This window comes from Pararhizobium sp. (assembly GCF_035497515.1).
GTDB lineage: Bacteria > Pseudomonadota > Alphaproteobacteria > Rhizobiales > Rhizobiaceae > Pararhizobium.
This window is the reverse complement of sequence record NZ_DATJDJ010000100.1, coordinates 1-22,734: the sequence shown is the minus strand read 5'-3', so window position 1 is coordinate 22,734 and position 22,734 is coordinate 1. Positions and strand designations below refer to the sequence as shown.

23 protein-coding genes and 1 pseudogene are annotated in these 22,734 nt (G+C 60.0%); 18 read left to right on the top strand and 6 right to left on the bottom strand.

The window, feature by feature from the left end; genetic code table 11:
- Window positions 1-325 precede the first annotated feature (325 nt).
- Together VL202_RS10170 and VL202_RS10165 are read right to left on the bottom strand one after the other, a co-directional pair.
- Complete coding sequence (locus VL202_RS10170) at window positions 326-1,510, bottom strand: MFS transporter (protein ID WP_325463994.1); 1,185 nt, start codon at window positions 1,508-1,510, stop codon at window positions 326-328.
- A gap of 82 nt (window positions 1,511-1,592) precedes the next feature.
- Window positions 1,593-2,264, bottom strand: coding sequence for an XRE family transcriptional regulator (locus tag VL202_RS10165; RefSeq protein WP_325463993.1), 672 nt, complete (start codon window positions 2,262-2,264; stop codon window positions 1,593-1,595).
- Between VL202_RS10165 and VL202_RS10160 the strand changes: the two genes are divergently transcribed.
- From VL202_RS10160 to VL202_RS10105, 12 genes are all read left to right on the top strand, one after another.
- Complete coding sequence (locus VL202_RS10160; protein WP_325463992.1) at window positions 2,263-3,204, top strand: ornithine cyclodeaminase family protein; 942 nt, start codon at window positions 2,263-2,265, stop codon at window positions 3,202-3,204. The two genes, VL202_RS10165 and VL202_RS10160, sit on opposite strands and share 2 nt — an antisense overlap.
- 28 nt (window positions 3,205-3,232) lie before the next feature.
- Window positions 3,233-4,366 carry an aminotransferase gene (locus tag VL202_RS10155; protein WP_325463991.1) on the top strand — a complete coding sequence of 378 codons (1,134 nt, stop codon included), beginning with the start codon at window positions 3,233-3,235 and terminating at the stop codon, window positions 4,364-4,366.
- A 401-nt stretch (window positions 4,367-4,767) separates the two neighbouring features.
- Window positions 4,768-5,724, top strand: a complete 957-nt coding sequence (locus VL202_RS10150) for an ornithine cyclodeaminase family protein (protein ID WP_325463990.1) — start codon at window positions 4,768-4,770, stop codon at window positions 5,722-5,724.
- A gap of 17 nt (window positions 5,725-5,741) precedes the next feature.
- Window positions 5,742-6,527, top strand: coding sequence for a transporter substrate-binding domain-containing protein (locus VL202_RS10145; protein WP_325463989.1), 786 nt, complete (start codon window positions 5,742-5,744; stop codon window positions 6,525-6,527).
- A gap of 99 nt (window positions 6,528-6,626) precedes the next feature.
- The gene (locus VL202_RS10140; RefSeq protein WP_325463988.1) at window positions 6,627-7,262 is read left to right on the top strand and encodes a helix-turn-helix transcriptional regulator; all 636 of its coding nucleotides are present in this window, start codon (window positions 6,627-6,629) and stop codon (window positions 7,260-7,262) included.
- A 13-nt stretch (window positions 7,263-7,275) separates the two neighbouring features.
- Window positions 7,276-7,962 (top strand): GNAT family N-acetyltransferase, encoded by a 687-nt coding sequence (locus tag VL202_RS10135; protein WP_325463987.1) that lies wholly within the window; start codon window positions 7,276-7,278, stop codon window positions 7,960-7,962.
- On the top strand, window positions 7,959-8,918 hold the full coding sequence (locus VL202_RS10130; protein ID WP_325463986.1) for a threonine/serine dehydratase: 960 nt from the start codon (window positions 7,959-7,961) through the stop codon (window positions 8,916-8,918). Before VL202_RS10135 ends, VL202_RS10130 begins: the two co-directional genes overlap by 4 nt.
- The gene (locus VL202_RS10125) at window positions 8,918-10,081 is read left to right on the top strand and encodes an amidohydrolase (protein WP_325463985.1); all 1,164 of its coding nucleotides are present in this window, start codon (window positions 8,918-8,920) and stop codon (window positions 10,079-10,081) included. The genes VL202_RS10130 and VL202_RS10125 overlap by 1 nt, the downstream gene beginning before the upstream one ends.
- A gap of 44 nt (window positions 10,082-10,125) precedes the next feature.
- Window positions 10,126-10,980 carry a hypothetical protein gene (locus tag VL202_RS10120; protein ID WP_325463984.1) on the top strand — a complete coding sequence of 285 codons (855 nt, stop codon included), beginning with the start codon at window positions 10,126-10,128 and terminating at the stop codon, window positions 10,978-10,980.
- Between the two features lie 155 nt (window positions 10,981-11,135).
- Window positions 11,136-11,807 carry an ABC transporter permease subunit gene (locus VL202_RS10115; protein ID WP_325463983.1) on the top strand — a complete coding sequence of 224 codons (672 nt, stop codon included), beginning with the start codon at window positions 11,136-11,138 and terminating at the stop codon, window positions 11,805-11,807.
- Between the two features lie 9 nt (window positions 11,808-11,816).
- Window positions 11,817-12,515, top strand: a complete 699-nt coding sequence (locus VL202_RS10110; RefSeq protein ID WP_325463982.1) for an ABC transporter permease subunit — start codon at window positions 11,817-11,819, stop codon at window positions 12,513-12,515.
- A gap of 11 nt (window positions 12,516-12,526) precedes the next feature.
- The gene (locus VL202_RS10105; RefSeq protein ID WP_325463981.1) at window positions 12,527-13,285 is read left to right on the top strand and encodes an amino acid ABC transporter ATP-binding protein; all 759 of its coding nucleotides are present in this window, start codon (window positions 12,527-12,529) and stop codon (window positions 13,283-13,285) included.
- Window positions 13,286-13,374: 89 nt separating this feature from the next.
- Here the strand turns inward: VL202_RS10105 and VL202_RS10100 are convergent.
- Window positions 13,375-13,524 (bottom strand): annotated as a pseudogene (locus tag VL202_RS10100) (IS5/IS1182 family transposase); the annotation flags it as partial.
- 314 nt (window positions 13,525-13,838) lie between these two features.
- Between VL202_RS10100 and VL202_RS10095 the strand changes: the two are divergent.
- Genes VL202_RS10095 through VL202_RS10070 form a run of 6 tightly spaced genes read left to right on the top strand, consistent with a single transcriptional unit; the run spans window position 13,839 to window position 19,444 of the window.
- Window positions 13,839-14,528, top strand: a complete 690-nt coding sequence (locus tag VL202_RS10095; protein ID WP_325463980.1) for a class II aldolase/adducin family protein — start codon at window positions 13,839-13,841, stop codon at window positions 14,526-14,528.
- A 9-nt stretch (window positions 14,529-14,537) separates the two neighbouring features.
- On the top strand, window positions 14,538-15,692 hold the full coding sequence (locus tag VL202_RS10090; RefSeq protein ID WP_325463979.1) for an LLM class flavin-dependent oxidoreductase: 1,155 nt from the start codon (window positions 14,538-14,540) through the stop codon (window positions 15,690-15,692).
- A 26-nt stretch (window positions 15,693-15,718) separates the two neighbouring features.
- Window positions 15,719-16,720 carry an ABC transporter substrate-binding protein gene (locus tag VL202_RS10085; protein ID WP_325463978.1) on the top strand — a complete coding sequence of 334 codons (1,002 nt, stop codon included), beginning with the start codon at window positions 15,719-15,721 and terminating at the stop codon, window positions 16,718-16,720.
- An 11-nt stretch (window positions 16,721-16,731) separates the two neighbouring features.
- On the top strand, window positions 16,732-17,565 hold the full coding sequence (locus VL202_RS10080; protein WP_325463977.1) for an ABC transporter ATP-binding protein: 834 nt from the start codon (window positions 16,732-16,734) through the stop codon (window positions 17,563-17,565).
- Entirely contained in the window at window positions 17,562-18,401 is an 840-nt protein-coding gene (locus VL202_RS10075) for an ABC transporter permease (RefSeq protein ID WP_325463976.1), read from the top strand. Before VL202_RS10080 ends, VL202_RS10075 begins: the two co-directional genes overlap by 4 nt.
- The gene (locus VL202_RS10070; protein ID WP_325463975.1) at window positions 18,398-19,444 is read left to right on the top strand and encodes a hypothetical protein; all 1,047 of its coding nucleotides are present in this window, start codon (window positions 18,398-18,400) and stop codon (window positions 19,442-19,444) included. Before VL202_RS10075 ends, VL202_RS10070 begins: the two co-directional genes overlap by 4 nt.
- Before the next feature lie 153 nt (window positions 19,445-19,597).
- On the opposite strand, the gene VL202_RS10065 is transcribed toward VL202_RS10070, so the two are convergent.
- The 3 genes from VL202_RS10065 to VL202_RS10055 form a co-directional block, all read right to left on the bottom strand.
- Window positions 19,598-20,896 (bottom strand): glycerate kinase, encoded by a 1,299-nt coding sequence (locus VL202_RS10065; RefSeq protein ID WP_325463974.1) that lies wholly within the window; start codon window positions 20,894-20,896, stop codon window positions 19,598-19,600.
- Window positions 20,868-21,950, bottom strand: coding sequence for a sn-glycerol-3-phosphate ABC transporter ATP-binding protein UgpC (locus VL202_RS10060; RefSeq protein WP_325463973.1), 1,083 nt, complete (start codon window positions 21,948-21,950; stop codon window positions 20,868-20,870). Before VL202_RS10060 ends, VL202_RS10065 begins: the two co-directional genes overlap by 29 nt.
- Before the next feature lie 29 nt (window positions 21,951-21,979).
- Window positions 21,980-22,734: carbohydrate ABC transporter permease (locus VL202_RS10055; protein ID WP_325463972.1), on the bottom strand; the 755-nt coding region annotated here is incomplete at its 5' end.

Sequence of the window (22,734 nt, the reverse complement as noted above, 5' to 3'; positions counted from 1 at the left end):
CTGAGAAGCCCAAAACGAACTTTGCGCTCCTGCTCATCTGCGTCGATTTTGCATGTCCTCAGCATGTCAGGTAAGGGGGCAATCTCGAAAATGCCGATTGTCCGTTATGATAATTGAAGGCCTCGTCTTTGAAGGTGATTTAAGCATCCAAAACCGGGGCCTCGAATCATGCACTATGAACTTGCAGACTTGGAATGGAGTGCCATCCAAAGCGGAGTGAAGTGTGCATCACGCCTCACTGTATGTCCACTTCTGGCGCATTCTAGACGTGCGCCATGGGTCAGGTTGTCTCGAGGCGGTCATCGCGTTGTTCCACAGAGCTTGGCTAAAGGCGGTCCTCCCCGTCATTGAACGCGGGACCCAGCCTGGAAGTTGTCCAGGCAGCGAACAGCAGGGCCAGCCCGGCGACAACCAGGGAAATCGAAAGAAGCCCGACTGTAAGCATTGCCCCGGCGAAGATCACGCCAAGCGAATTCGATGTTCGCAGAAGTGCAAACACCTCGGCGCGCCGTGAAGGTGGGGCCAGGGCGTCCAGTGCCAAGGAATAGTGGGTGCTCAGCGGAGCCATTGTGAGGCCGACCGCCACACACCCCAAAACCGTCACAGCGAGCGAATGCTCAAGCGCGACGAGAGTCGCACCGACCATCATCAAGGCAGTCAACCGCATCACGAGATAGCGTTGGGCCATCCTGTTTCTCAGCGTGACCCAAATGCCCCCCGAAATTGACGCCAGGCAAAGAGCCACCGTAAAAATCACTCCCATGCCCGCGCCGTAACCGAAGTCCAGGGCGAGCGAAACTGCACCGACTTCGATCGTGGCGACGATTGCGCCGCCCGCGGCAGAACACAGCATCCATCCGCAGATCGGTCCGTTGAAGACGGACCCTTCTGCCACCTTCACTGCTTCGGGCTCCTGTTCCGGACCTGCGTGGACAAGGAAAAAAGGGCACATGCCGAGGGCCGCGATAATGACCATCGACAATGCAGGCGACACGCCTCCAAGCACGGCAGCGAGCACCGGCGCGGCGACAAACGTGGTTTCGTTGATGGTTGCTCCGATGCCAAGAGCCCTCGGCAAGCCGTTGGGAGGGACAATGTGGTTGAGCATTGCCCGAATATAGCCGTATGCGGCACCGTTTACAGCACCAGCGACTGCGCCCGCGATCAGGAGGAGTTCAAACCGCGAGTGCGTTGCCGCAAGACCGGACATGCCCAAGAGGGCGATGGCTCTGACCGCGATGAGCGACCGGAGGTACATCGCCGCCGAATAACGCCGCCCGAGACGGGTGACGGGAACGGCCGCCAGAACCTGCGCGATCGTCATTGCCACCACGATGGCCGCGCCGCTCTTGGCATCTCCTGTCAGCGGAAGCGCTATCAGAGCAAACGCGATAGGTGCAGCCGCTTGTGGCACGCCGAAAAGACCATATGCCAGAAACCAGTGGAGGAGATGTCGGTTCGGTCGGCTGGGCCTGCCGCGAGATGCGTCCGACATTCCTATGCGTGCCATTCAACTCTCCCTCCGGGCCGTCCCGCACGCTGCTTCACTGGATCGCCGGCAGTACAAAGTCGCCCCACCGCCCATGTTTACGTTACGAAATCACGTTGCGTAAGAAGCGCACCGTGCCCGTGTCCCGATTGGAATATGAGTATGATTGCGCCGTGCTGTAACTCGTGTGGCCTCCCTGAGCCAATTGTACCGTGCTGTCCGACAAAACCAGCGTCAGGGTTCCTTCGATAACGAAGAGCATCTCATGCCATCCTTCCGGATCGGGCTCCGCGAAATAACTCTCCCCCGGTCCGAGCGACCAGACCCAGAGTTGCGCTTCGCGTGACGCTGGCGTGGAGCACAGCAGGAATGCCTCGCTGTCATCATGTTCCCCTCGCCAGGCCAGTTCATTGATTTCGGAGCGCGTATGACGCGAGGGATCGCGCACCAATTCGACGAAATCGACCCCGAGCACCGAAGCCAGCTTGTCGAGGCTCGATAGGCTGATATTCGCATCACCGCTTTCCAAAGCAACGATCATCCGGCGGCTCAGCCCGGACGATGCGGCCAAACTGGTTTGGCTGAGCCCCGCCGCTTGGCGGAGCCTCCTGAGGTTCCCGGAAACATGCGAGAGCACGCCGCCGCGCCCTTGACTGTGCAATATATTGCTCATATTGAGTTCATAGTTCAAAAGCCGGTGCTGTTCAACAGCCAAATATGGCGCATGCCCGCTCTCGTCATGAACGACGTGCGCCATCAGGAGGAACCCTTCCATGCAATCGCCGCAGGTCTTCGACGAGAAGACTATTCTTGACCTACTTCCTCGACTGGATGTTCAAGCCGCCCTCACGAGGATGTTCCAGTCACTTGCCGACGGGTCGGCCACGCAACCCCCGCAGACATTGAGCCTGTTTCCGAACGGCGCGGGCGATTTCATCACCTATCTCGGGGTGCTGTCGGATCAGAAGATGTTCGGTGCAAAACTGTCGCCTTACATTGCGGGTGACGGTCAGTCTCTCGTGACAGCATGGACCATACTCATGTCGATGGAGACCGGCGCGCCCGTGCTGCTTTGCGACTCCAAGCGGCTGACAACCGAGCGCACTGCCGCGACCACGGCGCTCGCCATCGACAAGCTCGCCCGCCCGGATGCGAAAGTACTGGCGATCGTCGGAACCGGAGAGGTGGGCCTGGCACATCTGCGCCACGTCGAGAGCCTCAGAGACTGGACGGAGGTTCGTCTTGCCTCCCCAAGCGCACGTACAAAAGAGGGGTTACCGTCACGGCTGGCGAATGGCTCTGCGATCATGACGTATGTCGATGCCGATGAAGCGGCGGACGGCGCAGAAGCCATCTTGCTCTGCACTTCTTCGGGCAATCCCGTCATCGATGTGTCGCGAGTTCGTGCCGACGCGGTCGTAACTTCGATCAGCACCAACGCAGCCAATGCCCACGAGATCGACCCTTCTCGGTTACCCGATCTGGATGTGTATTGTGACTACCGGGCGACGACCCCGCAGTCTGCGGCCGACATGAAACTTGCCACACAGACAGGTCTGTGGGGCGCTGATGCGATCCGAGGCGACCTGCCTGAACTCGTCGCCGGACGCGCGCAACCGCCCAGCCGGGAGCGTCCGGCATATTTCCGATCAATCGGCCTTGGCCTGGAAGACATCGCCGTCGCCGCGGCCTTGCTGACGGCCGCCCGCTTCTGAAACCGATATAGATAGAAGGAAAGACAACATGAAAATTCGTGATTTCGGCGTTGAAATCTGGATGAACAAATACGAGAACGAGTGCACTTGGAACATTGCCGAGACATGCGTCGAGTCCTTGACGATGGACGAGCTTCTCGAGTTGTCGGGCAAGAAGGAAACAATCCTTTCGGAGCTTCTCCCACTCAAGCTCACATATGGCGCGATTGAAGGCACCGAGCGTCTGAGAAGACTCATTGCCGGCATGTATGCGAAGCAGGAATTTCAGAACGTCATCACGACGCATGGTGCCATCGGCGCGAACGCTCTTGTCCACGAGACCCTGGTGGAGCCCGGAGACAGGGTGATATCTGTGCTGCCGACCTATCAGCAGCATTATTCGATCCCGGAAAGCTACGGTGCCGACGTCCAAATCCTGCGGCTCACCGAAGCCACTTCCTTCCTCCCGGACCTCGATGAACTGAGGAAGCTTGCAACGCCCGGGACGAAACTCATCGCGATCAACAATCCGAACAATCCGACCGGTTCGCTCATGGACCGGGACTACCTCGTCAAGATCGTCGAGATCGCGCGCTCGGTCGGCGCATGGATTCTGTGCGACGAAGTCTATCGGGGTACGGATCAGGAAGGCGACGGAATGACCGCGTCCATCGCTGATCTCTATGAAAAGGGGATCAGCACCGGCAGCATGTCGAAAACCTTCTCACTTGCCGGATTGCGGCTCGGTTGGATCGTGGCTCCGAAGGAGCTTATCCATGCGGTGACGATCCACAGGGACTACAACACAATCAGTGTCGGCATGCTCGACGATCACTTCGCGGCGATCGCTCTCGAAAACAAGGACAAGATACTGGCACGCAGTCAGGCAATCACGCGCAATAACCTTGCGATCCTCTCCGAGTGGGTCGACAACGAGCCGTTGATTTCCTGGATCAAGCCGAAATCGGGAACCACCGCGCTGTTGAAGTACGATCTTCCGATGACATCCGAGCAATTCTGCATCCGTCTGCTGGAACAGACCGGGGTCATGCTGACGCCTGGAAGTGCGATGGACATGGAAGGCTATCTCCGGATCGGGTACAGCAATAGCGAAGCCGTGCTGCGCGAAGGCCTGAAGGGGCTCAGCCTATTCCTGCGCGGCCACAACATACGGGCGGCTTGAGCCTTAGCGTCAAAGCCTGCTGGCGCGGCGTCGGAGTGCCGTCGCGCCTTTCCGTTTGCTTGAAGCGTCTTGGAGCTACGGGTCCGCCTTGGGCAATTCTGCCGCCCATTTGCGCAAATCGCCCTTATCGTCTCGCGCAATGAACAGACCCCGCTCCGATCTGAAATCACAGACTTCAACGCCGTCCTTTCCGAAAGTCACGGCCATCGAGCAACGGCATCTCCATGCTATGCATCGACCGTTGCCGGGCGAGGGCGTGTTGCCCGCATTGAGCGGACCACCAGAGATAAACGTTTATTACCCTATTTGAATCTGCTGCAACTGGACTTATTTGTCCAGCAGGGACTTTACTGTCTAATCTCTCCCTGCTAGACGTTCGCCGTCTTTGAAGGACTCCAGGCATGCAGATCATATCCAAATCGGAGATCGAGCGCTCGATCGACATCACGAAAATCGCTCCGGCATTAAGGGCTGCGTTTATTTCGATGTCGCGTGGTGACGCTCAGGTTCCACCTGTTGGTTATTTAGGATTTCCCGCGAACAACGGCGACTGCCACATCAAGTTCGGCCACATCAAGGGCGATCCTGTATTCGTCGTCAAGATCGCCACAGGCTTCTACTCGAACCCTTCCAAAGGTCTTCCGACCGGAAATGGCGTAGTTCTCGCGCTGTCGGCTGAAACGGGCGAGGTACTGGCAATTCTCCAGGACGAAGGTCTGCTGACAGACCTCAGAACCGGATTTGGCGGAGCTATCGCAACAGAAGCGCTTGCGCGTAAAGACGCCCGCAAAATCGCGATTGTCGGCACCGGCGTCCAGGCAAGACACCAGATTCGCGCGCACCGGGAGGTTCTTTCCAAAAGGAATCCAGTTTTCACGGTATGGGGTCGCACGCCGGAAAATGCGCGGCGTCTGGCTGATGAGCTCAAGGGCGAGGGCATCACCGTTGACGTGTCCACTGAGCTGGCGGAACTCTGCAGTGAAAGCGATGTCATTGTGACCTCGACAATGTCGCAGTCTCCCATTGTCATGGCAGACTGGATACGTCCCGGTACCCACATCACGGCCACGGGCGCAGATGCGCCCGGAAAGCAGGAATTGGATACTGCCGTCGTCAAGATGGCGACTGTCCGGATTGCGGACCATGTCGCACAGTGCCTGCACCATGGAGAGTTCAGCCATTCCGGTCTTTTGGGTACCGATGTCACCGAACTGGGGATCATCCTGGATGGTGGCGTTGGCGGCCGTACAAACGATCTCGAGATTTCGGTGGTCGACCTCACTGGTGTCGCGGTGCAGGACATCGCGATCGCCCAAACCGTGCTTAATTCAAAATCCGGCAACTTCAACCAGCAGTGAAAGCAAAAGGGGAACCTATGAAAAAGCTCATGCTCACGACGGCAATTCTCGCGTTGTCGTTCACCGCGGCGCTTGCCGCGGACATCCGCATCGGCAGCAGCGCCGACTATCCGCCTTGGGAGTCGGTTGATGCCTCCGGCAACATCGTCGGCTTCGACCGCGATGTGGGCGACGAAATCTGCAAGCGGATTTCTGCCAACTGCACTTGGACCAACCAGGCGTTCGACGGTCTACTGCCGAGCCTGCAGGTTGGAAAGTTTGACCTTGTGATTTCGGGCATCTCGATCAACGAAGAGCGGTCGAAGCAGGTCGACTTCTCGGTCGCCTATGCCGACGCGCCCAACAATCTGTCTGCACTGGCGGATTCCGAAGCGGCGAAAGCCACCGATCGTGCGGCTCTCGAAAAAGCCCTCGTCGGCAAGGTCATCGGCGTGCAGACAGGTTCAACGCACGAGCAGGTCGCGAAAGCCCATTTCAAGGATTCGGAAGTTCGCATCTATGACAGGCCTGACCAGGTCCTCGACGACATCATTGCCGGTCGCATCGACGCAGGTCTCATGGAAAAGTCCGCCTGGCTTCCGCTTCTGAAGACGGAAAAAGCCAAGGACAAGGTCATCTTCGCCGGCCCCCAGCTTACCTCAGCCGACTATCCCGAATTCGGAAAAGGGCAGGGCATCGCAATCCGCAAGGGTCAGGACGAACTGAAGGCCAGCATCGACAAGGCAGTAGCGGATATGCTCGCCGACGGTACAATGGCGAAGATCAGCCAGAAGTGGTTCGAATACGACGTCTCGAAGAAGTAGTATCAAAGGCGGCCGTCAGGCCGCCTTCCCTCGGGAAAGGGCAGGGCGTTGCCACGATAGTGTCCTGCCAGCTCCCACTCTCTTGATTCGGACGGGGCCATGGGAAAACACATCGACACTCCGGTCGCAGCCGCCGAACTCGCGCCTTACTACCGGGTATGCGATGCGATCGCTCTCCTTCTGCAGCCGCACGCCGAGGTCGTGATCCATGACCTGAAGAGCGACACAGTTTGCCATATCTCGAACAACTTCTCGAAGAGGGTCATCGGGGAGCCGTCGCTTCTCGACGAGACCGATTTCAAGCCGACGGAAACGATCATCGGCCCTTACGAGAAAGTGAACTGGGACGGACGCCGCATCAAATCTGTCAGCATCGTCCTGCATGCCGAGGAGCGTGCGATCGGCGTTCTGTGCATCAACGTCGACGTGACCCATATCCATGCGGCAATGCAGGTGCTGGGTTCGCTTGCCTCGGTACCGGTCGACCAGGACAAACCCGCAGCACTCTTCAAAGAGGATTGGCACGAGCGGGTCAATGAATACATCAAATCCTGGACAACGCATCGCGGCATCGCTGTCGCCGATTTGGGCAGGTCGGAAAAGCAGGAACTGATCCGTGCTCTGGCCGACGACGGTGCCTTCGAAGGCAAGCACGCGGCGGCCTACATTTCCCGGATTCTGGGAATGGGTCGGGCAACGGTCTACAACTATCTCAAGGTCGAACAGGACGCTTGAGCGAAGAGATGGAATGCAGACGATGGGCGATTTTCCGACGCTTTCGACCGGCTATTCGCATGTTCCACCTGGATACGTGGCCAGCGTGGTCACATGCCTGGAGATGAATTCGCGACCGACACTCCCAAATGCGGACCTCCCGCCCAACGTGACACTGGTAGAATTGGATCGCCAAAACCTGGACGCCTACCGGACATTGTATCGCAAGATCGGCTCCGACTGGCTTTGGTACTCACGCCTGGTAATGGACGACTCTGCGCTCAGTGCCATTCTGGGCGACGACGCTGTCGAGGTCTTTGCCGTACAGGGTCACGGCTCGGATATTGGCCTTTTGGAACTGGACTTCAGGACATCCAGAGAGTGCGAACTTGCATTTCTCGGGCTCGCCAAAACCAGTGTAGGGAAGGGGCTCGGTCGCGCCTTGATCAACAATGCGATCAATCGCGCATGGTCACGCCCGATTTCCCGCATGTGGGTTCACACCTGCTCACTCGATCATCCGTCCGCTCTTCAGTTTTACATCAGGTCGGGGTTCACGCCCTATGCTCTGCGCATTGAGTCCGAGCCCGACCCTCGTTTGACTGGACATCTTCCTCTCGATGCCGCCCCGCATATCCCCGTCATTGCTCCAGCCGTGGCGAACGATTTCGGCGTGCCGAAAACCACCGGCGAAGCCGCGCCAAAAAGGACCCTTGCATGACCAGCTCCACACCGTTCCAAGCAATCGAGGCCGCCGAGAAGCGCATCCGCCCGTTCGTTCGCGAGACCTATCTTGAGGCATCTCCATACCTGTCGGAGGCGGTCGGTGCCGATGTCCATGTAAAGCTGGAGCATCTTCAACATACAGGGTCGTTCAAGCTCAGAGGGGCTTTCAACAAAATCCTTGCGCTCGGTGATGCCGCCAAGACGACGCCGGTAATCACGGCATCCTCCGGCAACCACGGGGCCGCTGTGTCTTACGCGCTCAACCAGATCGGCGGACGAGGCATCGTTTTCGTGCCCGAGAACGCTTCCGAAGCCAAGCTGGCGACCATCAGACATTACGGCGCAGAGGTGCGCTTTCACGGGACCGACACGGTTCAGACGGAGGAACATGCCCGCGCTTTCGCCGAGGCGGAGAACGGCGTCTATGTACCGCCCTACAACGACATCGATGTAATCGGCGGCCAGGGAACCGTGGCGGTCGAAATCCTGCGTCAGCTGCCGAACGTCGGAACGGTGTTCGCCTCTGTCGGCGGCGGCGGCCTTATCTCCGGTATTGCGAGCTATCTCAAAGCCAAAGCCCCCAATGTGAAGGTCATCGGTTGCTCGCCGGAGGCTTCACGCGTCATGGCAGCCTCGGTAGCGGCCGACCGCGTGCTTGATCTCGAATCGGACGACACTCTTTCGGATGGTACGGCTGGAGGGCTGGAGCCGGACACCATCACGTTCGAAATTTGCCGCGATCTAGTTGATGCCTGGGTCGACGTTTCGGAGGACGAAATCGCGAAGGCGATGCGCATGTTTGTCGAGCAGCATCACATGTTGGTCGAAGGCGCGGCGGGTGTGGCGATCGCGGCGGCACTCAAGGCAGATCGCAACCTCATCGACGGGCCGGTGGTGATTGTTTCCTGTGGTCGCAATGTCAGCACATCGGTGCTGAAACGGGTTCTTTGATGGGAAAGACGCTGGAATTTCTCGCTCCCCAAATTGGTCGCTTCGTCGAACTGCGACGCAGGCTGCATGGCGTACCGGAGCTGTCGCAGGAAGAGGTCGAGACGTCCCGGATCGTAGCGGGAGAACTCCGCGCGATGGGCTTGTCCGTGACCGAGAACATCGGCGGCCATGGGGTGGTTGCTGAAATCGTCGGACGTTCGGACGGCCCGGCCGTGGCGTTGCGCGCCGACATGGATGCGCTGCCGATAACCGAGACGACCGATCTTCCATATGCGTCGCGCCATGCGGGCCGGATGCATGCGTGCGGTCACGACGGTCACACTGCCACTCTACTCGCTGCGGCATCCTATCTCGCGGCGACAAGGGATTTTCCAGGGCGTGTCGTCCTGATCTTCCAGCCGGCCGAAGAACGATATGGTGGCGCACAGCCGATGCTGGACGACGGTCTGCTGGCGCGATTCCCATTCGACAGCATTTTTTCGTTCCACAATTGGCCTGGCATGGAGACGGGCACCATTTCAGTCGAGAACGGGCCGGTGATGGCGGGGTCGAACGAATTCGAGATCGTATTCGGCGCGGTCGGTGCGCACGGTGCCATGCCGCATCGAAGCGCGGACCCGATCCTGGCTGGCGGCTATTTTGTGACTGGCCTCCAGCAAATCGTATCGCGAACGGTCAATCCCCTCGATTCCGCCGTCGTCACTGTCGGGTCTTTCCAATCGGGTGTCGCCCAGAACGTCATTCCGACGGAGGCGAGGCTTCGAGGAACCTATCGCGGGTTCTCGTCCAGCATGCTCGATCACATCCGTATCCGACTTGAAAAGGCCGTGCACGCTATCGGGGACATGACCGGTGTCAGCGCCGAGATGGCTTTGGACGGTCCAGACATGGTTCCGGTCGTCAACACCCCGATTGAAGCGGAGACCATGCGGCGTGTCGCGTCCGCCATGGGCAATGACCGGCTCGTCCATCTGCCGCCGTCGATGGCTGGCGACGATTTTGGCGTATTCCTGGATCATCGGCCCGGCGCGTATGCATGGATCGGGAACGGCGTTGCGAGCCCAGGCCTTCACCAGCCCGATTTCGATTTCAATGACGATATCATAGCCGTCGGTGCCCAGTTGCTCGCCGGCACTGCCGAGACAAGCCTTCGCGGCAAATAGGACATCTGATCCCCATGAGTACAGCAATTAATGAGAGCACACACGTGACGTTTGCGAAAGGCGACACGATCGGCCGCGGAACTGTTTTGCGTGTGGACCGATACGGCGATCGCCTGCTGGTGTTGACCGACAGAACGCCGGTCCATCCCGTCAGTTTTCGCTGGCCTGATCAAGCGGCCGATACTGGCACACTCTCGACCCCAAGTGCCGACTACAATCTCGTGGATGCCTTGACCGGATTGGTGAACACAGCCAACAGCGAGCTGGTCGTCGGCGACGCTGCCAAGGCGCTTGGCCGTGTCGGCGACGAATGGGTGAGCGTCGTCTGCCACCTGCTGGACCCTGTCGGTGACGAGCTTCCCGTCGTTGGTGAGGAAGTGGTGATCAAGGTCGACGCGCAAAAGCGCGAGCAGTTGAGCATTGCGCATACAGCCGTCCACCTTTCCGCACTCGCCTTGAACCGCGCCGTGGCACGCTTCTGGACAAAGGAAGGCGTTCCGACAGATTCACTCGGCAGTCCGGATTTCGACAAGGAGGCGATCGAAAGGTCACTCGTTCATTGGGAGGGTTCAAAGGACGACTATCGTCTCGGCAAGAGCCTTCGCAAGAAGGGCTTCGATGCCGGTGCGGCATTGTCTGCATTGGAAGCGATCACCGAAGAGATCAATCGCATTGTCGCAGACTGGTTGTCGCAGGCCTCTCGCATCACGATCGAACCCTCAGAGACGACCCTCGGTTCACGCCGGCTGTGGCGCTGCGAGCTCGATGGGCGTTCGGCGGAGATTTTTTGCGGCGGCACGCATGTGCAGAGCTTGGGTGAACTGGGTAGTGTGACGGTTGAACTCACCCCGGCCGTCGATGGCTTTTCCATGACGACACGAGCGACGAGGGCGGCATGAGTACCGCCCAAATCGCCGAGCGGTGCAGGCGCCGTTGGGTGCGCGTGGGTGAATTTGTCTAACCGGGATTTTTTGGTCTATGTGACTGTTGCTAGCGTCCGTTGCCCATGGTTTGGTGATAGCGCAGACGTTGCGGGGTCGGGGGAATAACAACAATGTTCGAAGGCGTCAGTACCTACTTTCCACAATTGCTCGACGGCCTCGTCCTGACCTTGCAAGTCGCTCTCGGCAGCTTTCTCGTCGGTTTCGTCATCGCAATGGTCGCCGCGCCGCTGCGGGTCAGCGGTGGGCCTGTCGCCAAAAGGGTGATCGGAACATATGTCACCGTAGTTCGCGGCCTGCCCGAGCTGTTGATCATCTTCCTGGTGTTTTATGGTGGGACTGTCTTGCTGACGAAGCTGGTCGGGTCCTATGTGGAGGTCGACGCTCTGACCGCCGGCATCGCCGCTCTTTCCGTGGTGTCGGGCGCGTATTTGACCGAAATCCTCAGAGCGGCGCTTCTCGCTGTGCCCATAGGGCAATGGGAGGCGGCCAAGTCGCTGGGTTTGAGGCCGAAGCAGGCTTTTTTCCGGGTCATCCTGCCACAGATGTTGCAGCGCGCACTGCCCGGCCTCGGGAATCAATGGCTGGTGATCCTGAAGGAAAGCGCGTTGGTTTCCATTGTCGGACTTGAGGAGCTTATGCGGAAATCCGTCGTCGCCGCCGGGGCGACGCACAATCCGCTCGGCTTCTACCTGACCGCGGCACTGCTTTACGTGCTGGTGACCACAGTATCCACCATTGTCTTCGAGCTTGCCAATCGCAGGCTCTCGATCCACGCGCGTTGAGGAGACGTCATGTCCTACGAAATCTTCCTCGACGCGATCCCCGTTGTACTGAGCGGCCTTTGGCTGACGCTGAAAATCACGCTTCTCGCGTTCCTGGTGGGGCAGGTGGTCGGGCTACCTCTCGCCCTTGCCCGTGCATCTGGACTGCGCATCCTCAACGTTCCTGCCTTCACCTACACTTTCCTTGTCAGAGGCAGTCCGCTCCTCGTCCAACTGTTCATCGTCTACTACGGTCTTGGCCAGATCGAGTTCGTGCGAAACAGCATATTCTGGCCGGTCCTACGTGACCCCGTGAACTGCGCCTTCCTGACCATCGGGCTGAATTCTGCCGCCTACGTCGCGGAACTGCTCAAAGGCGCGATTATTCTGGTGCCACCGGGCCAAAGGGAGGTAGCAAGGACCCTCGGCCTGAGCCGCATCCAGACGATGACCCGGATTGTTCTCCCCCAAGCCTATAGAGCGATCATACCTCCGCTTGGCAATGAACTGGTCCTCGTGTTGAAGGCCAGCACATTGGCAAGCGCCGTCACCGTGATGGAAATGACTGGGGCTGCCAGGGCTATGGTGGCCAAGACCTATGCGCCGTTCGAAGTCTTCATCGTCGCAGGTGTTCTCTACCTGCTGATAGGAATGATCGTCAGCGGCGTCTTCCAAAAACTCGAACGGTTGTTCGTCGTGCCTGGTACGACGACCGGACGCGCCGCTTAGGAGGCACGGGCATGAATTCGAATTCAATGATGATCGATGTCGCAAATCTTCGTAAGAGCTACGGAAAACTGGACGTCATCCAGGGTGTCGATCTTTCTGTCGCCGCTGGCGAGAAAGTGGTCCTGTGCGGGCCCTCGGGTTCAGGAAAGTCGACGATCATCCGCTGCATAAGCGGTCTCGAGCCGCGCTCGGACGGCGATATCACGGTGTGTGGACAATCCTTGAGGAAGGATTGCTCCAACATCGCCGACCTCAACGGTGAAGTCGGAATGGTCTTCCAGGGTTTCCACCTGTTTCCCCACATGACGGTTTTGCAGAACCTGATGCTTGCACCGCGGCTGGTCAGAGGGGCTTCCAAGAAAGAGGCATCTGAACGGGCAATGAAGTTGCTGGAGCGGGTACGGATTGCCGAAAAGGCAAATGCCTATCCAGGGCAGCTTTCGGGCGGTCAACAGCAACGCGTTGCAATAGCCCGTGCTCTGTGCATGCAGCCGAAGGTGATGCTTTTTGATGAGCCCACCAGCGCCCTGGACCCCGAAATGGTCAAGGAAGTGCTCGACGTCATGGTCGATCTTGCACGTGAAGGCATGACGATGATCGTGGTGACCCATGAAATGGGATTTGCGCGCACGGTTGCCGACCGCGTGGTGTTCATGGATGGCGGTGTGATCGTCGAGCAGAACACACCGGCGGCGTTTTTCGACAATCCGCAACACCAGAGGACGAAAAACTTTCTCAGCCAAGTACACGCGCATCATGCTTCGGCCTAGCCGCGGCGGTCCCATGGCGATGGACAAGGCGTTGGTGCACGGATCTGGAACTGAACGGATGGGGATCGTTGAAACGGGCGACCAGGCAGCGACCTGGCCCGCAGACGCCGCCCGATGATGGACTTGTCTCGCCCGATTGCCGTCTCAACCAGCGAGCGTTTGCCGTAACCGTTAGAGACCTGCCATTTCATCCGGCCGTCACTGTTGATTGCGGCAATATGCCGGTGCCGCTGCTTGGGAGGCAGATGGCGGTGGCATCATTGAACGTGTGCGGCATTCAGGCAATCCTGTCCGACAGGTACAACGCTAATACCCGGCAAAGCCCGATCCCTGCAACAACGTCTACAAGAGATGGCCGGTCCACCATCCTCGTTCGCTGGAAATCCGGATCGCCCTTGCGGCGATCCCAGCGAGCGACAGAACGATGAATAGCGGACACAACCGACGCCAATCAATAGGATAAAATTCCCTAATCCCCTCGTTTTATAGCAAGAAAACTCCTTGCGCCATTTGATCTTTAAATCTACGTTTTTAGTGTATTAAGGAGTTGATCATGAGTGCTGTCAGTGCGATCGAATTTGGCAACAAGGTATCGTCCATCGAGGGCAGCAGCCTGGAGCTTGGTCCAGAAGACCGGGTGCTACGCCAGCAGCTTCTCGACGCCATTCGTTTTCTTCATATCAGCGGCGTTCTCACGAACGGCCGTTCGGCCAATGCCAGCGTTCGGCTGACGGAAACGCCGGATCACGTGCTGGTGACGGCGAGAGGTTTGCCGAAGGACATTACCGAAGAGGATTTCGGGATTGTCACGCTCGACGGCGAGTTCGTCGGAGGGAAGCTCGGCAAGGGGGTGCGGTCGGTCATTGCCATGCATACCCATGCCTACAAGCGGCCGGGCGTCGGCTCCGTCATCCACACGCATTCGCTCAATGCCACCGCTTTTGCCGTGGCGCACAAACCGATCCCGCTGCATTACGAACCTCTCCTGACCCGGGGACAGACGGTGCCCGTTCCCGTCAGCCCCTATGGCGACAGGAATTCGGGCGGCCTCGTCTCAGCGTTGGACGGCTTCCTGGCGGACAACCCCGAGACCCGCTCGGTGCTTCTCGCAAACCATGGCCTGCTGGTGTTCGACGAAACGCCGGAAAAGGCGGCACAGCTCGCTGTCACCATCGATGAGGCTGCGGGCATCTTCATCCGTGCCCAGGCTCTCGGCGGCTCTCAGCCGATCCAGGCAAAGTAGGAAATTCAAATGGACATTCTTTGGTATGTGGTCGGCCGCGACGGCCGTTATCCGTGGGATCCGAAATGGACGCGCCCGGTCGATCTCGACTATCTGCGCGCGCTCACGACATCGATCGATGCGCGGGGCTATTCCGGCGCACTCTTCGCCACCCAGCCGAATGGGGGCCTTGACCCGTTCATCACCGCGGCGAGCCTGGCGGCCAGCACCCGCCGGATGCGGTTCCTGCTGGCAATCCACCCATCCATCTTCACGCCAAGCCAGCTCGTCAAGCTGACGACAACGCTCGATCAGAATATCGGCGGCCGACTCCTTCTCAACATCGTCAACGGCCACACGAGCCTTGCTCCCGCCGGCGTCCACCTTGCCCATGACGAGCGCTATCGCCGCTGCGACGAATTCCTCGATGTCTACCGACGGATCATGTCAGGCGAGACTGTGGATTTCGACGGCGAGTTTATCAAGGTGAAGGGCGCCAAGGCGGAGTTTCCGTCGCTGCAAAAGCCCTATCCTCCGCTTTGGTTCGGCGGCTCCTCCGATATCGCGATGGACGTTGCGGCAAAGCACGTCGATAAATACCTCACTTGGGGCGAGCCTCCGCCGGAAACGGCCGCCACCATCAAGGATATCAACGCCCGTGCAGCCAAATATGGCCGGAAGCTCGGCTTCGGCATACGGCTGAACATTATCCTGCGCGACACCGACGAGGAGGCCTGGCAGGAGGCCCAGTACATGCTGGACAGCGCGTCCGACGATGCGATCGCCAAAGTCCAGGCAAGCAACAGCAAGCAGGACGCCATCGGCCAGATTCGCCAGGCAGCATTCCATGGTGGGACGCGCCCGAAGAGCGCACGGGACCTCGAAATCTACCCCAATCTCTGGTCGGGTTTCGGACTGCTGCGCAACGGCCCAGGGATCGCCGTGGTCGGAGGGCCGGAATCCATCGCAGCACGCCTTATCGAATACAAAAATCTCGGCGTCGAATCCTTCATTCTTTCGGGGAACCCCTTCCTGGAGGAAGCACATCGCTTCGCCGATCAGGTCATGCCCTTGCTGCCGCTGGATAACAGCTGGCAGCAGCCGCATGCCCCGAGCGCACCCTATACATGGCAGACTGCCCCAACCCCATCCCAGGCGCGCATCGACGCCGCAGCCGCTGGCTGACACCTCTTCAGAGATCGAGACGAAACATGCTCAAAGCCTTAATGAACCGTCGCGCGATGCTTGCCGCCGTCGCACTTGCTTTCGGTACTATCACCGCCTCTGGTCCGACTTTTGCCGCTGAATCCCAGAAACTGCGCATCGGTGCGCCCTTTGGTGCGATTCCCGGCATCAAGGTGGCGATCGAGGAAGGCCTCTTCAAAAAAGACGGGATCGACGTAGAGATCGTCACCCTTGCCGGCGGCCCCAATATCCTGGCGGCAACCGTCGGCGGATCGCTGGAAGTTGGTTATGCCGACCTTTTCGCCTGGGTGGGTGCCCGCGAAAACGGCTTCGACCTCACCTTTCTCCAAGCCGCCAATGGCCGCGGCAATTCGGACTACATTATTGCCGGCCCTAAGAGCGGCATCGAGAAGCCGGCCGATCTCGTCGGCAAGAAGATCGGGACGGCAGCGCATGCGCAGTCGCGTCTTCGGGTACGGCTCTATCTCGAGCGTTTCGGCGTCGATCCGGAGGCTGTCGAATATGTCATCATCAATCAGCGCGAGACGGTCGGGGCGGCGCTCTCGTCCGGCCAGATCGACGCGTCTATTGCGTCCGACCCGAATGTCGCGCAATGGGAACAGCAATATGGCGTCAAACCGCTGGAAGGCCGGCCTTGGGAGCAGGTCCCGGAAAAGACCAGCACTGCCGGCTTCTTCGCGACCAGCCAGTGGATTGCTGCCAATCCGGACCTTGCCGAGAAATTCGTCCGCTCCGCACGCGAGGGCGCCAAGCGCTATAATGCCTATAGCGCCGAGGAGAAGGCGAATATCTCGCTGAAATACGACAAGATCGACCTTTTCGCGCTCGACAAGGAAGTTCCTGGCGTCATCAATCGCATGGATGACAGCAATGCCGCCCAGTCCGGCGCCGTCGATCTCGCAGCACTCCAGGAATGGCTGAAGATCGCCCACGACGAGGGCGTCATCAAGCAGGTCATCGACGTCGAACCGCTCCTCTACAAGACGGCTACCGTTCCGACCCTTTGAGAGGTTCCTCCATGACCACGGGCAATACCACTGTCGAACAGATCCTGATTACCCCGCCGACGATCGAGGTGAGCGAGCTCTCCGTGCGCTATGCGGGCAAGCATGGTGCGGTCGATGCGCTTGCCGACATCTCGACGACGATCGAGGGCGGGGAGTTCCTCGCCCTGGTCGGCCGCTCCGGCTCCGGAAAGTCGACGCTGCTTCGCGCGATCGGCGGCCTGACGAGAGCCCGCGCAGGGTCGGTGCGCGTCGGCAATCGCGCCGTCTCGGAGCCACCGCCGCAGGTTCGCTTCGTCGCGCAGGACTATTCCCAGTCGCTGCTGCCCTGGCTGACCGTGCGCGAAAACGTGCTTTTCGGCGAACGCCATGCCGTCCAGTCGTCCCATAAGTTCAAGGTGCCTGTCGAGGAGATCATCGCGGATGTCGGCCTGTCCCATGCGATAGACCGCTATCCGCGCGAACTGTCCGGCGGCATGCAGCAGCGCGTCGCAATCGCTCGTGCCATTGCCTCGCGTCCGGAGATCATCCTGCTCGACGAAGCCTTCGGGTCGGTCGATGCGTTGAGCCGCGCCACGCTTCAGGATCTCATGCTGGATCTCTGGCGGAAATTCGGCTTCACGGCGATCCTCGTCACCCACGATATTGACGAAGCGATCTACATGGCAGACCGGATTCTCGTTCTCAGCCCCAACGGTAGGGGCTTGGCCGCGCAGATCCCGATCGCGCTTCCCCGACCGCGCCGACAAATCGAGACGCGGGAACATCCCCGCTATTTGGAATACAGGCGCAAGCTTCTTGAGAGCGTCCTTTCGGCGCCGTCCCTGAAATCCGCGGAGGCCGCATGACGGGACCCACAAGCATAACCTTCTCGACCGTAGACGTGGCCAAGAAGCCAGTGCGCAGGCGCCCGATCGCGTTCGACAACCGCGCCCTCGGTTGGCTGGCCCTCCTCGTGCTTGTCGGCATTTGGGAGATCGTAGCCCATTACAATTCCTCTCCCGGGCTACCCGCCCCATCGCGGATCGGGGCAGCCTGGTGGTTGGAGATGACAGAGGGCCAGCTGCGCTTCCAACTCGCCGATACGATGACATCGATGGTCTATGGCTATGTCCTATCCGCCATTCTCGGCGTCGCGATCGGGGTCACCATGGCGCGGGTCAAGATCATCTATGTGCTGGTGGAGCCAATCATCGAGCTGCTGCGTCCCGTTCCGACCATCGTTTTCATCCCGGTCATCATTCTTTATGCGGGTCTCGGGCGGGAAATGAACGTCATCGCCATCCTCGTCTCCGCAACGATCCCGATCCTGATCGCGACCTATTCCGGGGCAAAAGGTGTCTCGGCAGCGCTCCGTGACACGGCAGCCACCTTCAAGCTTTCATGGTGGCGCACGATCTATGAGATTGTTCTTCCCGCCGCCGCGCCGCAGATCTTCATCGGGCTCAGGCTCGCGCTGGCCGGATCCTTTGTCATCGCGATCGCGGCGGGAATGATCGCAGGCAATTCCGGCGTCGGGTACTATATTCTCAACGCGCAGCAGACGCTCGACATTTCACGAATGTATGCCGGTGCCATCACAGTGGCCGTGGTTGGATACGCGCTCAACTACGGTTTTCTCGCCATCGAGAACCGCCTGCTTCACTGGCATGTCGCGAACGACGCAGCAGGGGGCCGCTCATGAGCGCGAACCCGTCTCCCAACAAGGTCTGGTATACGCGCTGCCAGGTCCCGACGGCGAGCGGGATTGCGCTCGACCTCGGGTGGTTGTCCGAACGTCTCTCGGCCTTCGACACCGAGCTCGGCATTCTGCAGGATGCCCCACTCGACATCGCGCTTTCTCACTACGATCATTCTCTGTCGACGCTCATCCGCGAGGGCGGCAGCGTACCCGCGATCGTCGCCCGGGCGGAGGGCGTGCCAACACGTCTTCTCGGGCTCACATTCATCGATGAAGGCCAGGCCATCGTCGCCCACCCCGACCGGCTACGAGAAAAACAAGACCTGCGCGGCGCGAGGATCACCATCCCTGCCTTTGCCGCGCGCCGGAACGCCAGTCACGCACGCGCCATGGCGCTCGGAGGGTTCGAGACGGCGCTGAGACATGTAGGGCTTACCTTCGGCGACGTTTCCATCGTCGAGACGCCTCTTGCGCAGACCGTGCCGCCGGGCCGGCTCCGCCGCGATCTCAAGATCAAGGACTGGCCGTCCCTGGAACAGGTCGCCTCGGGCGAAGCCGACGCCGCCTATATCAAGGGTGCCGCAGCGCGCGAGGCGGCGCAACGGCTTGGCCTTGCCACCCTCGTCGATATCGATGCGCTGCCGGTCCGCGATCGCGTCAACAACGGGACGCCACGCCCTATTACCGTTCATGCGGACCTCCTCGAAAAACGCCCGGAACTGGTCATCGCCTTCGTTTCGGCAACGTTGCGTGCTGGCGCGTGGGTCGGCGAAAACCACGACCGCGTCATCTCGATCGTCTGCAAGGAAACCGGCGCGACGCGAGAATTCGCAGAGGCCACCTACGGCTCCAATCTCCAGGCCGCGATGACACCGAGCCTTGGTCACGAACGCCTTGATCTTCTCGACATCCAGATCGACCGTCTCGCCAGGCATGGTTTTATAGATTCCAAGGTCAATATTGAAGACTGGATCGCGCCCGAAATTCTCATAGCTGGCGCTGCTGCCTTAAAGGGCGAAGTTTCTGTTGAGAACGGCAATTGTTGACGGCCGCGGAGTAGGGGTTTTTACGTCCTTCATTGCGCAAGGCAGCCACGCCATAGTCAGCCGTTTCAAAGATCCCCATCCGTTCAGTTCCAGATCCGTGCACCAACGCCCATAATGCGCGAATGACCGGTTTGTGTTCCGGCGTGCAACAGTTCACGCAGAGTGACAGCCGTCGCTGATCAGAATTGCTCTGAAATCATTGACGTTCGTGCCTGTGGGGCCGGTGACGAACAGGTCTCCGATCGCCTCGAAGCCTTTGTAAGAGGCATGTTGTGCCAGCAGAGCACCACCATCCAGGCCGGCAGATTGCAGTCGCCGGGCCGTGGAGCCGTCGAAAAAGGCGCCGGCATTGTTTTCGGTTCCATCGATTCCATCGGTGTCGGCTGCAAGGCCCGCCACATTCAGACCGTCGATTGCCATGGCCATCGCGAGCGCAAACTCACCATTTCGTCCACCGCGCCCGCCCGCGGCCCGGAGCGTTACCGTCGTCTCTCCGCCTGACAGAAGCAGCGCCGGTTTGCGGAAGGGACGGTCGCGCGCCGCGGTCTCCCGGGCGATTGCCGCATGAACCAGCGCGGCGTCGCGCGCCTCGCCCTCGATTGCATCGGAGAGAATATAAGGCGTCACGCCGCTGTCGAGGGCCAGCGCGGCGGCGGCCTCCAGGGACACCCGTGCGGATACGACGACATGATGTTCGTTCCGGGCGAAGGCAGCGTCCGTCGGATCCGGTGCCGCTGCGACCGGCGCCTTGAAGTGATCCAACATGGAGGTCGGAAGATCCAGCCGGTACCGCGTGATGACGTCGAGGGCATCATGCCGGCTGGTGCCATCGGGGACGGTGGGCCCGGAGGCGACGAAGGCCGGATTGTCGCCGGGAATGTCGGAAACGATCAGACTGATCACCCTCGCCCGCGTCAAAGCGGCCAGCCGGCCACCCTTGATGGTGGAGAAATGCTTGCGTACCGCGTTCATTGCCGAGATGGGGGCGCCCGAGGCCAGTAGCCGTTCGTTCAGCAGGATTTCGTGCTGCAGATCAAAACCCTCGGGCGGGGCCGGCAGAAGCGAAGATCCACCGCCGCAGATCAGCGCCATCACCAGATCCCGCTCGGTGAGGTCGGCTATGGTCTGTTTGAGCCGGGCCGCCGCCTGCATGCCCGCCATGTCCGGAACCGGATGCGCCGCTTCGACAACCTCGATGATGCGCGTAGGGCAGCCATACCCGTATCGGCTGACGACCAGTCCTGACAGTGGCCCCTCCCATAAAGCCTCAAGTGCTGCCGCCATCTGGGCTACGCCTTTTCCGGCGCCGATGACGATGGTCCTGCCTCCCTGGGGCGGGGCCGGCAGGTGTCGCCGTATGCCTTCGCGCGGATCTGCCGCCCTTACGGCCGTGTCGAACAGCGATGCCAGGAAGCCCCGGGGGTCACATGATGATGCGGCGGCCATGGTCATCGCTTTCGAAGAAATGCAGTTTTGCCGGATCCGCCCGCAGCAGCACCGTCTCGCCGACCCCGAGGCTGGCGCGTTCCCGCAGGACGAGGGAGACGCGTGTGCCGCAGGTCTCCACGAGGATCACGCTCTCGGGGCCGGTGGTCTCGACGCCGACGACCTTGCCGGCAAAGGCGCCGGGTGCTCCGTCGCCGACCACCGCAAGATCCTCTGGCCGGATCGCAAGGATCACTCGCCGACCGTCAAGGGCTGCCGATCCGGCAGGGAGGGCGATGCTGGTGCCGTCCTTCGCGACAAAGGATTGAGGCGATGCGGCGGAGGTCTCGCCCTCGATGAAATTCATGGCCGGGGAGCCAATGAAGCCGGCCACGAACAGATTGGCCGGGCGGTCATAGAGTTCCAGAGGATGGCCTATCTGCTCGATGTAACCCTGGCGCATGACGACGATCTTGTCCGCCATGGTCATGGCTTCGATCTGGTCGTGGGTGACATAGACGGTGGTCGCTCCCAGCCGCTGATGCAGCTCGCGGATCTCGGCGCGCATCTGCACCCTCAGTTTCGCGTCGAGGTTCGACAGCGGTTCGTCGAAAAGAAAGACCTGCGGATTTCGAACGATCGCGCGGCCCATGGCCACGCGTTGACGCTGTCCTCCGGACAGTTGCTTCGGCCTGCGGTCGAGAAGCTCCCCCAGGCCCAGAATGGAGGCAGCTCTTTCGACGGCGGCGTCGATCTCCGGCTGCGGCACGCTGGCGAGCTTGAGCGCGAAGCTCATGTTCTTGCGCACGGTCATGTGCGGATAGAGCGCATAGGACTGGAACACCATGGCGATGTCCCGCTCCTTGGGCCTGATGTCGTTGACCACGCGTCCGCCGATGCTGATCGCGCCGCTCGAAATGGCTTCCAGGCCAGCGATCATGCGCAGCAGGGTGGACTTGCCGCAGCCTGACGGGCCGACAAGCACGACGAACTCGCCGTTTTCAACCCGCATGTCGACTTCGTGCAGTGCCTCGTAGGCCCCATATTTCTTCACTACCTTGTTCAATTCAACCTGAGCCAAAGCTTGGTCCTCCCTTTTTCCTTCGTCCGTCAGCCCTTCGTGGCGCCGGACATGAGACCGCTGACGAACATGCGCTGCATCACCAGAAAGATGAGCGCGATCGGCAGGGTCATGACGAATGAAGCGGCCATGACCGCGCCCCAGTCGGTATCGAATTCAGTCGAAAACTCGGCCAGCCCGATCGGCAGTGTCTTCATTTCCTTTTCGGTCGCGAAGGAAAGGGCAAAGACGAACTCGTTCCACGTTGCGACGAAGGAATAGAGAGCCACGGCGATAATGCCGGGGGACACCAGCGGCAACGATATGCGGAACAGCACGCCGAGATGGGACGCGCCATCGATGATGGCGGCATCCTCGAGTTCCTTCGGGATGCCGCGGAAGTAGCCCGTGAGCATCCAGACGCTGAGTGGCAGCGTGAGGATCAGGTAGACCAGGATCAAGCCAAGATAGGTGTTGATCAGTCCGAGATAGTTGAGAACGATATAGAGTGGCACGATGACGGCTGCGGTGGGCAGCAACTGCCCGATCAGCACGAAGGCAAGCGCGGCCGCGCGGCCGCGGAAATCAAAGCGCGCGAAACCATAGGCCGCGAAGATGGCGAAGATCAGCGCCAGCGAGGTCGAGCCGATCGAGACGATGAGGCTATTGACGAAGTAGCGCGCTTTGATTTCCGCGGCCGCGCGGCCGCGCTTGCCTTCGTGCTGATCGGGCAGTTGCTGCCCACCGCAGCCGTCATCGTGCCACTCTATATCGTTCTCAACTATCTCGGACTGATCAACACCTA

What these genes read in the sequence shown, in the direction of transcription:
- VL202_RS10160 (WP_325463992.1), top strand. Translation starts at nt 2,263, where the DNA reads ATGCAATCGCCGCAGGTCTTCGACGAGAAGACTATTCTTGACCTACTT.
- VL202_RS10065 (WP_325463974.1), bottom strand. Translation starts at nt 20,896, where the DNA reads ATGACCATGGCCGCCGCATCATCATGTGACCCCCGGGGCTTCCTGGCA.
- VL202_RS10135 (WP_325463987.1), top strand. Translation starts at nt 7,276, where the DNA reads ATGCAGACGATGGGCGATTTTCCGACGCTTTCGACCGGCTATTCGCAT.
- VL202_RS10150 (WP_325463990.1), top strand. Translation starts at nt 4,768, where the DNA reads ATGCAGATCATATCCAAATCGGAGATCGAGCGCTCGATCGACATCACG.
- VL202_RS10125 (WP_325463985.1), top strand. Translation starts at nt 8,918, where the DNA reads ATGGGAAAGACGCTGGAATTTCTCGCTCCCCAAATTGGTCGCTTCGTC.
- VL202_RS10115 (WP_325463983.1), top strand. Translation starts at nt 11,136, where the DNA reads ATGTTCGAAGGCGTCAGTACCTACTTTCCACAATTGCTCGACGGCCTC.
- VL202_RS10080 (WP_325463977.1), top strand. Translation starts at nt 16,732, where the DNA reads ATGACCACGGGCAATACCACTGTCGAACAGATCCTGATTACCCCGCCG.
- VL202_RS10085 (WP_325463978.1), top strand. Translation starts at nt 15,719, where the DNA reads ATGCTCAAAGCCTTAATGAACCGTCGCGCGATGCTTGCCGCCGTCGCA.
- VL202_RS10155 (WP_325463991.1), top strand. Translation starts at nt 3,233, where the DNA reads ATGAAAATTCGTGATTTCGGCGTTGAAATCTGGATGAACAAATACGAG.
- VL202_RS10105 (WP_325463981.1), top strand. Translation starts at nt 12,527, where the DNA reads ATGAATTCGAATTCAATGATGATCGATGTCGCAAATCTTCGTAAGAGC.
- VL202_RS10170 (WP_325463994.1), bottom strand. Translation starts at nt 1,510, where the DNA reads ATGGCACGCATAGGAATGTCGGACGCATCTCGCGGCAGGCCCAGCCGA.
- VL202_RS10110 (WP_325463982.1), top strand. Translation starts at nt 11,817, where the DNA reads ATGTCCTACGAAATCTTCCTCGACGCGATCCCCGTTGTACTGAGCGGC.
- VL202_RS10140 (WP_325463988.1), top strand. Translation starts at nt 6,627, where the DNA reads ATGGGAAAACACATCGACACTCCGGTCGCAGCCGCCGAACTCGCGCCT.
- VL202_RS10165 (WP_325463993.1), bottom strand. Translation starts at nt 2,264, where the DNA reads ATGGAAGGGTTCCTCCTGATGGCGCACGTCGTTCATGACGAGAGCGGG.
- VL202_RS10070 (WP_325463975.1), top strand. Translation starts at nt 18,398, where the DNA reads ATGAGCGCGAACCCGTCTCCCAACAAGGTCTGGTATACGCGCTGCCAG.
- VL202_RS10095 (WP_325463980.1), top strand. Translation starts at nt 13,839, where the DNA reads ATGAGTGCTGTCAGTGCGATCGAATTTGGCAACAAGGTATCGTCCATC.
- VL202_RS10090 (WP_325463979.1), top strand. Translation starts at nt 14,538, where the DNA reads ATGGACATTCTTTGGTATGTGGTCGGCCGCGACGGCCGTTATCCGTGG.
- VL202_RS10075 (WP_325463976.1), top strand. Translation starts at nt 17,562, where the DNA reads ATGACGGGACCCACAAGCATAACCTTCTCGACCGTAGACGTGGCCAAG.
- VL202_RS10130 (WP_325463986.1), top strand. Translation starts at nt 7,959, where the DNA reads ATGACCAGCTCCACACCGTTCCAAGCAATCGAGGCCGCCGAGAAGCGC.
- VL202_RS10145 (WP_325463989.1), top strand. Translation starts at nt 5,742, where the DNA reads ATGAAAAAGCTCATGCTCACGACGGCAATTCTCGCGTTGTCGTTCACC.